At 43.6% G+C, this 13,298-nt stretch carries 9 protein-coding genes; 3 read left to right on the top strand and 6 right to left on the bottom strand.

Features of this window, described 5'->3' with window-relative positions; genetic code table 11:
* Positions 1-13: 13 nt before the first annotated feature.
* The 3 genes from HYN43_RS05735 to HYN43_RS05725 all read right to left on the bottom strand — a co-directional run bounded on the left by HYN43_RS05735 (position 14) and on the right by HYN43_RS05725 (position 4,659).
* Positions 14-2,383, bottom strand: coding sequence for an ABC transporter permease (locus HYN43_RS05735; RefSeq protein ID WP_119408541.1), 2,370 nt, complete (start codon positions 2,381-2,383; stop codon positions 14-16).
* A 213-nt stretch (positions 2,384-2,596) separates the two neighbouring features.
* The gene (locus tag HYN43_RS05730) at positions 2,597-3,274 is read right to left on the bottom strand and encodes an ABC transporter ATP-binding protein (protein ID WP_090525339.1); all 678 of its coding nucleotides are present in this window, start codon (positions 3,272-3,274) and stop codon (positions 2,597-2,599) included.
* 128 nt (positions 3,275-3,402) lie between these two features.
* The gene (locus HYN43_RS05725; RefSeq protein WP_119409267.1) at positions 3,403-4,659 is read right to left on the bottom strand and encodes an efflux RND transporter periplasmic adaptor subunit; all 1,257 of its coding nucleotides are present in this window, start codon (positions 4,657-4,659) and stop codon (positions 3,403-3,405) included.
* 459 nt (positions 4,660-5,118) lie between these two features.
* Here HYN43_RS05725 and HYN43_RS05720 point away from each other — a divergent pair, with 459 nt between their 5' ends.
* Positions 5,119-6,483, top strand: coding sequence for a sigma-54-dependent transcriptional regulator (locus HYN43_RS05720; RefSeq protein WP_119408540.1), 1,365 nt, complete (start codon positions 5,119-5,121; stop codon positions 6,481-6,483).
* The gene (locus HYN43_RS05715) at positions 6,473-7,816 is read left to right on the top strand and encodes a sensor histidine kinase (RefSeq protein ID WP_119408539.1); all 1,344 of its coding nucleotides are present in this window, start codon (positions 6,473-6,475) and stop codon (positions 7,814-7,816) included. The genes HYN43_RS05720 and HYN43_RS05715 overlap by 11 nt, the downstream gene beginning before the upstream one ends.
* 85 nt (positions 7,817-7,901) lie before the next feature.
* Here HYN43_RS05715 and HYN43_RS30190 read toward each other — a convergent pair whose 3' ends face one another.
* On the bottom strand, positions 7,902-8,048 hold the full coding sequence (locus HYN43_RS30190) for a hypothetical protein (protein ID WP_162996330.1): 147 nt from the start codon (positions 8,046-8,048) through the stop codon (positions 7,902-7,904).
* A 14-nt stretch (positions 8,049-8,062) separates the two neighbouring features.
* On the opposite strand from HYN43_RS30190, the gene htpG reads away from it, so the two are divergent.
* Complete coding sequence (htpG, locus tag HYN43_RS05710; protein WP_119408538.1) at positions 8,063-9,946, top strand: molecular chaperone HtpG; 1,884 nt, start codon at positions 8,063-8,065, stop codon at positions 9,944-9,946.
* A gap of 380 nt (positions 9,947-10,326) precedes the next feature.
* Here the strand turns inward: htpG and HYN43_RS05705 are convergent, their stop codons facing one another.
* Together HYN43_RS05705 and HYN43_RS05700 are read right to left on the bottom strand one after the other, a co-directional pair.
* Positions 10,327-11,382 (bottom strand): glycosyltransferase, encoded by a 1,056-nt coding sequence (locus tag HYN43_RS05705; RefSeq protein WP_119408537.1) that lies wholly within the window; start codon positions 11,380-11,382, stop codon positions 10,327-10,329.
* On the bottom strand, positions 11,375-13,039 hold the full coding sequence (locus HYN43_RS05700) for an ATP-binding cassette domain-containing protein (RefSeq protein ID WP_162996329.1): 1,665 nt from the start codon (positions 13,037-13,039) through the stop codon (positions 11,375-11,377). Before HYN43_RS05700 ends, HYN43_RS05705 begins: the two co-directional genes overlap by 8 nt.
* Positions 13,040-13,298: the final 259 nt, after the last annotated feature.

Below are 13,298 nucleotides of genomic sequence, written 5' to 3'. Positions count from 1 at the left end.
CCTAATGACTGATTTATTCAGAACGAAGGCTCTTCACCGGGTTTGCCAGTGCCGCTTTAACAGCCTGGAAACTTATTGTTGCAAAAGCTATCACAACGGCAACAGCTCCGGCCACCGCAACCAGCCACCAATGCAGTTCGGTGCGGTAGGCGTAATCCATCAACCATTTATTCATGGCATACCAGGCTATGGGCGATGCTATGGCGATGGCTATCAGCACCAGCACCAAAAAATCGCGCGATAGCATAGCGGTGATATTAGCTACACTTGCTCCTAATACCTTGCGGATGCCTATTTCCTTAACTTTAATTTGCGCCGTATAAGTAGCCAGACCAAACAAGCCAAGGCATGAAATAAATATGGCTATACCCGCAAATATGTTAAACAGCGTGGCCGTATGCTGTTCAGTTTTATACATATCGTTATAGGTATCATCCAAAAAGGTGTACTCGTACGGAAAATTGGCGTTATACTGTTTCCAGTACTTTTCAACCAGTTTAATAGCAGCCGGTGCATCCTTACCGGTTGTTTTAACATATAGCTGCCATGCTGTTGGCCGGTACGAAAATATAGCCGGCGCGATGGTTTCCTTTAATGATGCGAAATGAAAATCCTTAACAACACCTATAATGGTGCCGTTAAGATCATGCAGTTTAAAGCGTTTGCCGATAGGATTTTTAATACCGGCGAGCCTAACCGCTGTTTCGTTAAGGATGTAGTGCGCTGTATCCGATTTTATCCCTGTAAAGCCTGCACCTGCGGCAAACTTCAACTTAAACAACCCCATAAAATCCCTATCAATATCATACGGGTTGATAAGTAAACTTACATCCGATGCTTTTCCATCCCAATCGGTATCGCTGGTACTGCCGTTACTGGTTATTACACTGCTCGATCCGGTACTTAATCCCTTTATTTCGGGATGAGTTAACAGCTCGGCCCTGATCGCCTCATAATGATCCTGCATGGCGCGTAAGGGCAACGCAAAAACGTGCTCTTTATCGTAACCTAATTGTATGGAGTGGATGTAACCCAATTGCCTGTTGATGATCAGCGTGCCGATGATAAGGCCCACCGAAAAGGCAAACTGGCATACCACCAGTATTTTACGAAATGTAGCGTTACCTGCACCCGAGATTTTACCCTTAAGCGCATTGATGGGCTTAAAAGATGAAAGCAACAGTGCCGGGTATATACTTGATGCAACAAGCGTTGCAATAATAGTTAAAGCTATAACCTGCCATACGTTAGCGTTAAACAGGTCGAAATGCATTTGTTTGCCCGAGATATTATTGTACACCGGCATAACGGCATAAATGAGCCCGAACGCCAGCACCAGGGCAACAACAAAACACAATACAGTTTCAATAATAAACTGCATAAAAAGCTGGCTCCGCCCGGCACCTATTATTTTGCGTACGCTTACTTCTTTTGAGCGCAGCATTGACCGGGCAGTAGAGAGGTTGATATAATTGATGCAGGCAATCAATAAAATGAGTACTGCAACAATCGAAAATATTTTCACAATCTGGATCCCGGCCGATGAACCGTCGGGATTGTACAGATGGATCTCTTTTAATGGCTGTAACTGAAAAACACCATCGGTTGGCTTAATACCGGGCTGGTTTTTCATGTGGATTTCGGTAAGTTTGGCAGCAATGACTTTGGTTGAAGCATCGGGCCTCACCTGTAAAAACGTGGTGGTGTAGTAATTGCCCCAATCAGCATCCATAGCCTTCCAATAGCCCTTACCATCATACTCCCTGCGTTTCAAATTCATGGAAAATAACATATCACCTGCAATGCTCGAGTTGGCCGGAAAATCGGCCAATACACCCGATACGGTGTAAGGATCTTTGCTATCGCCCAAAATGGTTTTACCCATCGGGTCCTGATCACCAAAATATTTTTTGGCTGCGCTTGCTGTAATTATAACCGATTGATCGTTAGGAAAGGGCGTTTTAACATTTCCCTTTAATAGTTTAAAATCAAAAAGTGTAAAAAAGGCATCGTCAACAAACTGTAGTTTGCCGTAGTCTTCTTTCAGTAATTTTTCCTGGTACCTAAAAACAGAATAGCTGTAACTGGTAACCACCCTTACAGCAGTTACTATGCCCGGCACTTCCTTTAAGCCAAAAGCGGCTACAGGTGCCGGTACTCCACCCCATACCTGCCTGCTTGCACCTGTGCCTATCGAGGCATTAACCTTGTAAATCTGGTCGGTTTTGGTATGGAAACGGTCATAGCTCAGTTCGTCCTGCACCCAAATTAAAATCAACATCCCAACGGCGAGGCCTATAGTAAGACCAACAATGTTCAGGGCACTGTAAAACTTAGTGTTAATTAAGTTGCGCCAGGCGGTTTTCAGATAGTTTTTAAGCATAGGAGTAGGCGTTTTTTAACAAAAAACTCCCCAACACGCCCCTCTGCAAATAATTGCGGAGGGGCAGCAGAGGCATTTTATTAACTTATCTATAAACTGATTTCGGGGGCGGGTGTAGGAAAGTTCTAATTTTTTAGTCTTAAGTAGCAGTCCAAATTTAAGATATCCTCAAAAAACCATAAACCATGAACTATCAACTATGAACTCAAAAACCTACACCATGATATTTTCCATAACGGTTTGTCCGTCAAGCAGGCGTATAATACGGTGGCTGTAACGGGCATCGTGCTCCGAGTGCGTTACCATGATAATGGTTGTACCCTGTTCATTTAAATCGGTAAGCAGTTCCATTACATCGTTACCGTTGCTGCTGTCAAGGTTACCGGTGGGCTCATCCGCAAGAATCAGTTTGGGTTTGTTAACTACCGCGCGGGCAATAGCCACACGCTGTTGCTGACCACCCGATAACTGTTGCGGATAGTGGTTGCGGCGGTGCATGATCTGCATTTTATCCAATACCTCTTCTACCCTTTTTACACGCTCTGAAGCGGCAACACCTGTGTAAATCAATGGTAACTCAACGTTTTCGAAAACGGTAAGCTCGTCGATCAGGTTAAAGCTCTGGAATACGAAACCGATGTTGTGCTTACGCAGGTCGGCGCGTTTACGTTCGTTGAAGTGCGCTACCTCAATTTCGTTGAAAACGTAGCTGCCAGCATCCGGATCGTCAAGCATGCCCAGGATGTTAAGCAAGGTTGATTTGCCGCAGCCCGAAGGGCCCATAATGGCAACAAACTCGCCGGTTGCTACTTCCATCGACAGCTTGTTTAACGCGATGGTCTCTACCTCTTCGGTACGGTAGAATTTTTCGAGATTGGAAATTTTTATCATTGGTGCCTCCGTTATTCAGTCCCGGTTTTTACCGCAGACTGATTTTGTTTTTTGTTTATGCTGAATTAATTAATTGGCTTTTATATTATAATGACGCCTGGTACGGTGAATGTGTTGCAACAGATTTACTATTTTTTCAATACAAGTTCCTGAATATCACCATAGGTTTCGTAGCTCGAGGTAATAACCTTATCGCCGGGGTTCAAACCTTCGGTCACCACATAGTAATCAGGGCTTTGACGGCCAAGCACGATGTTAACTTTGTAGGCTTTGCTGCCGTCTTCGCTCACTTTAAAGATCCAGTTACCACCGGTTTGCTGGAAGAAACCGCCTTTAGGCACCAATACCGCCTGCATCTGGTCGCTCAACGCTAAACGCACCTGCAAGGTTTGGCCTTTACGGATTCCGGTTGGCACGGCACCCACAAATTGCATATCAACCTGGAAACTACCTGTTGATTTTACCTGGGTGTATACCTTTTTTATAACGAGGTTATAAGTTTTATCGGCAAACTGAAAATCGCCTTTTAAACCTGTGTAAATGCGTGATAAATAGTGCTCATCAATATCAACCCTAACTTTAAAACCCGATTGCACGTCGATCTGGCCCAGGTGCTCGCCTTTGTTTTTACTTTGGCCCACCTCGGCATCCATCGATGTCAACTGTCCGTCGATAGGCGCCCTAAGCACCAAACCCGCAACTTTTTTGCGCATCAGCTCGAGCGTGGTTTTCATGTGGCTGTATTGTTCCTGCGCTTGTGAGGCCTGTTGCTTAACCAGTGAGGTATCCTGCGATAAGATCTGTTTGGCTAATTTATAGCGATTAACCTGGTAATCATACGTATTTTTTGCTGATTGATATTCCTGCAGGCCAATAGCTTTTTGATCGTAAAGATGTTTATCCAGTTTGTAAATCCTTTCGGCTTCCTTGTAGGCGTTTTCCACATCGGCCATAGTGTTCAGTTTGCTGATGGTATTTTGTTGAGCGTTGTTATGCGAAATCTGCATTTGGGTTTGTTCGGCATATACAGCGGTTTCCTGGTTGGCGAGGTTGAGTTCCAGATCTGTATTTGACAGTTTCAAAATCGGATCGCCTTTTTTAAGCGTAGCGCCGTCTTCAACATACTTTTCTTCAACCACACCACCTTCAGATGCATCAAGATATATGGTAGTTAATGGCATAACCACGCCGTTAACCGGAATAAACTCCTGGAAAGGGCCTTTTGTAATAGTGCTTATAGTTAAGCGTTCGGTATCAACATCAAGCTTGCTTTTGCCCGATGTTAGGTAAATGCTGCCCCCAATTAGTATAATAACGCCTGTAATACCCGCAATGGTTAGTATCTTTTTGCTGTTCCAGGTCTTTTTCTCAATTTTTCTGTCCACTGTATTTTTATAATATTTTGTTAGTGATAACAAAAACACATGCCACAAATTAAAATACTGTTTTACAGCTATTTAAACACCATTTACTCAATTAAAGCGTACGCTTCTGTTACAGCAAGTGTACGGTATTGATACAGTGTATTTGCACGGTTTTTCAGCTTAAATAGCGTGCTACCGGCTTATCCGTTCATTGTGAACGGTTTATAGGTTATATATAATAAAACAAGGCTATTTAGCACAAAATTTGTAACGGATGAAACTGTTAACGAGTCTTTATAGTTCATGGTTGATAGATCATGGTACATGGTAGCAATACGAAAGTTTATTTTTGTGGATGCCTTATAAAGGAGTTACAATTTACTTTAAATTTATAACTTTTGTTAAATTGACATCCTCAATTAATCGTGCGTATTAACGTGCGGCCATGAACAACGATCTATGAACTATTAACTAAATATAATGATATTAAAAAAAGCTACCATTTTAATTGTTGATGACGACCCGGACGTGCTGACCGCCGTAAAACTGTTGTTAAAGCCGGAAGCACGCGAGATCATCACCGAAAAAAATCCCGAAAACCTTAACTGGCTGCTACAACGCAACGAGGTTGACCTGGTATTGCTTGATATGAACTTTAACAGCGCCATCAACACCGGTAACGAGGGATTATACTGGCTGCGTAAGGTGAAAGAATGGAAGCCAAACGTATGCGTAATTATGATAACCGCTTATGGCGATATCGACCTTGCCGTACGCTCGTTAAAAGAAGGCGCCAACGATTTTGTGGTGAAACCATGGCATAACGAAAAACTGCTGAACACGATAAGCGACCTGCTGGAGAAAAAAGAAGGCGGCAGTGCAAAAAGCACCAAAACCACGGTTAAAAGTACCGCGGGCGATACGGCCATCCTCGGCGAATCTGACGCGATGCAGGATATTTTTTACAAGGTGAACAAAATTGCCCCTACCGATGCCAATATTTTGATTTTGGGGGAGAACGGTACCGGTAAAGATTTGATGGCCAAAGCCATTCACGAACGGTCGTTACGTGCCGATAAGCCTTTTGTTAAGGTAGATGTTGGCGCATTGACAGATACCTTGTTTGAAAGCGAGCTCTTCGGCCATAAAAAAGGGGCATTTACAGATGCCCGCGAAGACCGGATGGGCCGTTTTGAAGAAGCACAGGGCGGTACTTTATTTTTGGATGAGATAGGCAATATCAGCCTGCAGCAACAAGCCAAATTGCTTACCATTTTACAAAACCGCCAGGTAACCCGCCTCGGAACCAACAAACCTGTTGATGTGGATATCAGGCTGATTTGCGCCACCAACGTACCGCTGAGCGAATTGGCTAATGAGAATAAATTTCGTAAAGATTTAATTTACAGGATCAATACCGTAGAAATCAATATGCCGCCATTGCGCCGCCGTAACGAGGATATTGTGATTTTGGCCCGTCATTTTGCCAAACAATATGCCGGTAAATACCTCAAACCATCAATGGATTTTGACGCGGCTGCCATAAACAAACTCAAAATGTACAACTTCCCCGGTAACGTGCGCGAGTTACAGTACACTATTGAGCGTGCAGTAATTATGGCCGATGATAACATTTTAAGGCCCGACGATTTGATTTTTTCGATTCTGGAAACCAATACCGAAAACGACGCGGTTGATGCGGATAACATCCCTTTAAGCACGCTGGAGAAAAACGCGATACTCAGGGTTATTGAAAAGCACAATGGCAATATTACCCGTGCAGCCAAAGAGCTTGGCCTTACCCGTACCGCCTTATACCGAAGATTGAGCAAATATGATATTTAACCGTTACGAATGGCGGCTGCTGCTGCGCGTTTTTTTATTACTTGTTGTACTGGTGGTTACCGCCTTCGTGATCGTTAAACTCAGTCAACCATTGTACCTGGTTATTTTGCTGCCATTGGTGGCTTATTCGGTTGTGGATATGATTCGTTTTCAGAAAAAGGCGCAGGACGAGGTGAACCAATTTGTTGAATCCATCCATTACCGCGATTTTTCGCGCCATTTTGATGTACGCAAAGCGCCGAACGAGTTAAAACCGCTACGTAAAGGTTTTAACGATATCAATACTACTTTTAAACTCATCAGCCGCGAACGCGAAACACAATATCATTACCTGCAAAAAATACTGGAACTGGTTGATACCGGCATCCTATCCTACGAAGAGGAAACCGGCGAAACCGGTTGGATCAATGAAGCTTTTAAAAGCATCATCGGCGTACCATATCTTAAAACGGTTCACTCGCTCGAAAAAAGGCAGCCTGATCTGTATGCCGACCTCATCAAACTAAAACCGGGCGAAAGCAAAATTATCACCGTAACCCGGAGCAACCAACAGGTTAAAATACTGGTAAGTGCCAGCCTGATGCGGAGCGACGACAAGCTGTACAAGCTTATCGCCTTTCAAAACGTGAACGAGGCGCTGGACGAAACCGAATCAAAAGCATGGTCGAAACTGTTGAATGTAATGACGCACGAGATCATGAACTCGGTAGCGCCAATCTCCTCGCTGGCAGATACGCTTAAAAACCGCCTGCAAAGCCCCGATATTACCGAAAGCCTTGAACATAGCGATCTGGAAGACCTGGAACTGGGCATAGATACCATTAAACGCCGCAGCGAAGGCCTGCTCAAATTTACCGAAAGCTACCGCAGCCTGAACAAGATTACCAAACTTGATCTGAACAAAATCATGGTTCGGGATATTTTTGAGAACCTGAACAGCCTGATGACCCCTACCCTCGAGAAAAAGAACATCGAGCTCGAGATCATCCTCCGCGACCCAACGCTTGCCATCGAAGCGGATATCAACCTGATTGAACAGGTAATGATCAACCTGCTGGTAAACGCCATAGAAGCGGTAAAAGACCGCGAAGTGCCACGCATCACCCTCACTGCCGAAGTACAAAGCGGCAAAACTTTTGTAAAAGTAATTGATAACGGGCTTGGTATGCCGCCCGAATTGTTAGATAAGATCTTCATCCCGTTCTTCAGCACCCGCAAAACCGGCAGCGGTATTGGTTTGAGTTTGTGTAAGCAGATCATGCTGCTGCATAAAGGTAATATCCAGGTACAATCTACCGAGGGGAAAGGTTCGGCGTTTATATTGTCGTTTTAGAAATTTGTCTGAATCAGAATTTACAGAATTTTAGAATTAGCAGAATTCTAAACCCCATTAAACCCATTTTGAGGATTTAGAGAGCTTACTCAGCATTCTGTAAATTTTGTAATTCTGTAAATTCTGAGTCAGACAATGCCGGTTCAAACATCCTCACCTGCCAATTTGACAATCCAACCACAATTGGAACAGCCCTTGATGAAGCATTACCAACAATCATTAAATCAACCATATTAAAAATATTTTATGCAAGAAAAAGGCAGCATTTCGATCCACACCGAAAACATTTTCCCGATCATTAAGAAGTTTTTATACTCTGATAACGAGATCTTTTTACGCGAGCTGGTATCAAACGCGGTAGATGCTACCCAAAAAATTAAACGCCTGGCTTCGTTAGGCCAATACAGCGGCGAACTTGGCGACCTGCGTGTTGAGGTAGCCTTTGATGCCGACAAAAAGACAATCACCATTAGCGATAATGGTATCGGTATGACCGCCGAAGAGATCAAAAAATACATTAACCAGATCGCTTTTTCGGGTGCCACCGAGTTCATGGAGAAATTTAAAGAAGCCAAAGACGCGAACGAGATCATCGGTCGTTTTGGCCTGGGCTTCTATTCGGCTTTCATGGTGGCTGATAAGGTGGAAATCCAAACCCTATCGTACCAGGAAGGCGCTGAACCTGCCTTCTGGGTTTGCGATGGCAGCACCGAGTTTGAAATTGGCGACGGTATTTTAGAAGAGCGCGGCACCGAGATCACCCTGTTTATTAACGATGAATCGGCCGAGTTTTTAAGCCAATATAAATTGCAGGAGATACTGGATAAATACTGCAAATTTTTGCCTGTACCCATTAAATTCGGCACCAAAACAGAATCTGTTGAAGATGGCGTTGACGAAGAAGGCAAACCAAAATACACTTCGGTTGAGGTTGATAACATTATCAACACCACCAACCCTATCTGGACAAAATCGCCGTCTGAATTAAAAGACGAAGATTACCTGGACTTTTACAAACAGCTTTATCCTTTTAGCGAAGATCCGCTGTTCTGGATCCACCTTAATGTTGATTATCCTTTCAACCTTACCGGTGTGCTGTACTTCCCTAAGTTGAAAAACGATTTCGAGTTCCAGAAAAACAAGATCAAATTATTTAGCCGCCAGGTATTTATTACCGATGAGGTTAAAGACATTGTTCCTGAGTTTTTAATGTTGCTGCATGGCGTTATCGATTCACCGGATATTCCGCTGAACGTATCGCGTAGCTTCCTGCAGGCCGATAGCAATGTGAAACGCATCAGCAGCTACATCACCAAAAAAGTAGCTGATAAATTGGCAGAACTTTTTAAAGCCGACCGTAAAGCCTACGAAGAAAAATGGACCGACATTGGCCTGTTTGTAAAATACGGCATGGTGAGCGAAGACAAATTTGCCGAAAAGGCCAAAGATTTTGTACTGGTTACCAATACCGAAAAAGAAAACTTTACCCTTAACGAGTACAAAGACAAAGTTGAGGCTAACCAAACTGATAAAGATAATCAGCTGGTTTACCTGTATACCAACAACCCGGCAAAACAGGATTCGTTTATCCAATCGGCCACTAAAAAAGGTTATGATGTATTGGTGATGGATTCGCCTATCGACAACCACTTCATCAGCCATTTAGAGCAGAAACTGGAGAAAACATCGTTAAAACGTGTTGACGCCGATGTTGCTGATAAACTGATCAGAAAAGATGATGCGCCTGAAACCGTATTAACCGAAGAGCAAAGCACAAAGGTTAAAGACATCTTTAACAAAGCCATCAACAAACCGGCTTACAACGTACAAATTGAAAGCTTAAACCCGGATGAACTTCCTGTAACTATTACTATGGACGAGTTTATGCGCCGCATGAAAGACATGGCAGCTATGGGCGGCGGCATGAGCTTTTACGGCAACATGCCAGATAACTACAAGGTAATTGTAAACGGCAACCACAAACTGGTAAACCGCATTTTACAGGAAGAAGACGAAGCCGTACAGGCCCAGCTTTCAAAACAGGCGTTTGACCTGGCCCTGCTATCGCAAGGTTTATTAACCGGAGCCGATTTAACCGAGTTTGTTAAACGCAGTGTTAGTTTGATATAATTTAAAAAGCGCCCCTTCCTGAGAGCGTAGCCGTCAATTTAAGAAATCAAGCTTTTGAACTCCCCTCTTGAGAGGGGGCGTGATGGGAAAGAGCGAGAGCAGGGGTGTGTTATACGAGCGATAAACCTTGCACAGAATAACACACCCCTCCACCCCTCTCAAGAGGGGAATCGCACAATCCCGCCGCTTTTTGCTTAAATTAACGGCTATGTTCCTGAGAGGGGCGCTATAGAAGCGCGGGAGCAGGTGTGTGTTTAACCGCCGTGAATGGCGAGGAAAGGCACACTCCTTCGCCCTTCTCAAAAGGGAAATCGAACTTGCTTCCTTACTTTTTGGCATCCCAAAATCTTACGATTTTCAAGCTAAAACGAGAACTCCCCTTACTCAAACAGCTCCATCATCCTGTTCACATTATCCCTGATATCAAAAGGCAATACCGCTTCAAATTTCAAACCTGTATTACCTAATAAACTACCTATCACCTGTTCGGCTTGCTGAAGTGTATTTACAATATGCCAATTGGCAATTTCATCATTCATCGGTTTAACAAAACTCACTACCCTCGCCCCGGCATACAGCGCCTCTAACGAAACAGCCCCAAAGCCCTCATATTCCGAAGGATGAAAAAGTATTTTTGAACGCTGCATCATCTCAAGCAAATCCTTATGCGGCAATTCGCTAAGTAAACGAATATTATTTTCGAGTTTCTTCGAAATAATTAAAGCCTGCAGTCTTTCCCTTTCAGGACCGCTACCGCAGATTACCGTTTTGATACCGGGATAAGATTGCCTCAATAAATCAACAACTTCAATAAACAGGTCGAACCTTTTTAAAGGGATCAATGAGCCCGCGCCAATAATATCGATATCCTTTCCAACCGGAGTTAGATTAAACATTTGCGTATCAATACCTACCGGCACTACCGCTTTAGGCTTCAATCCATAATTCCGGTTAAACTCGCTAACCATAAAATCCGACAGGGCAATCAGTTCGCCCTCATCCGGCTTAATCCATTTTACATACCTGTTACCCGCCTTTGCATCCTGGCCAAGCATCCAGCAGCGGTGTTTAATGTTTTTATATTTCGAAAAGCAATGGGCAACAAAAGCGCATTCGTCCAGCCAGAAACTCAGTAAACCAATCAGTTGGTATTGGCGGTTAAGCTGCAACAGTTTTCGCCAAACTTTAAACCATAGTTTACGCCTGGTAAACCCATCACGCCCCTCCCCCCCAAATGCTATTACCTTTACCCCATGCCAATCATATTCGGTTGCAGCAAAAGGGTACTGAAAGCTAAGCATAATAATATTCAGATCAGGATGTTCGGCCCTTAACGATCGTACAAAAACCTGCTGCGGAGGCAAACAGGTGGTATCCTCCTCGTTTTTCGGGAAACCAGGGCTCAGGATGATCAGTGTTTTTGTACGTTTATTCATCGGGGGATACAATTTTATTGCAAATAGCCAAACTGGCTTTGTTATGTGTAATGAGGATGATCATTTTTCCTTGCCGGGCAAGTGTTTGCAGTTTACCCAGTAATTCGTTTTCCGTATCGGCATCCATTTCGCTGAAAGGTTCGTCCAGTATCAACAGATCATGATCGTGATAAAGCGCCCTTGCCAGCATTAGCCTTTGCCGCTGGCCTCCGCTTATGTTTTTACCGTTTTCGGTGATGATTTTGTTGATGCCTTCAGGATAGCCGGCAATCAGTTTATTTAGACCACAAAATTCAAGTACTTCGGCAAACTTTTGTTCATCTACGGCAGCATCATCAAGTGTTATATTTTTAAGGATACTATCATAAATAAAAAACGGTTGCTGCTTTACCAGCGACATCCGCGCGCGATAACGCTTACGTGCAACGGCTGTGGTAATGATATCATTAATATAGATACTTCCTTCTGTCGGCTCTAAAAAACCCATCAACAGGTTAATTATAGTGGTTTTGCCCCGGCCCGAATCTCCCGAGATCCCAACAATGTCGCCCGGAGCTATCTCCAGATAGAGTCCGTTTAAAACCGGCTTTTCCGGATAAGCAAAACTTACTTTTTCAAACTTTACCGATTTAACAGGCTCATCAGCAAGTACAGCAGTTTCCGGTTTCGCGTCGTTCGCAACAACCAAATCGTTCAGTATAAACTCATAGGTTTTCATCTGCCCGCTGCTGTTCAATATTTTTACTATTCCGGGAATGATTTTGTAAGCTGCCGCAACAAAAATACCAATAGTGAGGATGCTAACCGCCGGTGCATCACCAGTAAGTTTATTTACTGCGACAAGAATAAAAAACCCTAAAACGGCAAACACTTCCATCAACCTGGAGGGCAAATTTTGCCAGGTTTGCTGCGAGGCTATATTTTGATTCAGCTGCCGCTGATAATTAAAAAACCGACTGCTAAAAAATTCATTTTTATTGTAAATATTGCTCTCCACATAACCCGATAATGATTCGTTTAAGTGCTGAAGTGTTTTCTCGCTCACCGTTTTAATCTCCCCGCGGATAGCCTTCAACCGCGTTTTTATAAACCAACCCAAAGCAGCCACCGGCGGCAGCAACAGCACAAACAGCAATATAAATAAAGTAGGATGATATAGCGTAATAGCGCCGATAGTAAAAACGATTTGTACGCCCTGCGAAATAATTTGCTGAAAATTGGTAAGGATATAATGACTAAACTCGATAGGTTGCTGGCTGATCCGCCTGATCTGGACTGATGAATCTATGTGGATATACTCACTATAAGGCGCGTCGAGATAATTACGAATATTGCGTTCGGATAAGCGGGAAGCCACATCATAAAAAAAATGATGCTGGCTGTTTTGGACAAAAAAACCGATGCCGTTTTTTAACGCAAAAAGCAGCAAAAAGAATCCGATAAGCCAAAGCGAATGGTTATCCGCCAAAGCAGCAGGCAAAAAGCCTATAGCATGCACAGCCGCATTTTGTGTATAAAAATTTACGATGAGCAACAGCGCCCCTAAAAAAGCAACATCAAGCAGGGCGATAACCACATCGGCAACAATTAGCCTGATGAGTTTCGATTTTTCCTGATGATTGAGTACCAGGCTTATGCTTTTAATGATCTGTTTCAAAGGGATATTAACCAATAAAGCAAGGTTTGTTCTGGCTTTATAGTTAATACGGGGGTGCAAAGCCAGCAGTTGCCTTGCATACTGATTATATGGGCAGGCAAAGAAGTTAGGTAAAAACCCTTGCGATTCTTAGCCACCTTTGCGTGCTTAATTATGCGCCATGCACTCTACAACAATCCACAAAAACCTTAGCGCCTTTGCGTGCTTAAATATACACCATGCACCCTACGATAATCCACAAAAACCTTCGCGACTTAGC

Origin of the sequence: Mucilaginibacter celer (genome assembly GCF_003576455.2) — a bacterium.
GTDB classification, from domain to species: domain Bacteria; phylum Bacteroidota; class Bacteroidia; order Sphingobacteriales; family Sphingobacteriaceae; genus Mucilaginibacter; species Mucilaginibacter celer.
This window is presented reverse-complemented; position numbering and strand designations above follow the sequence as displayed.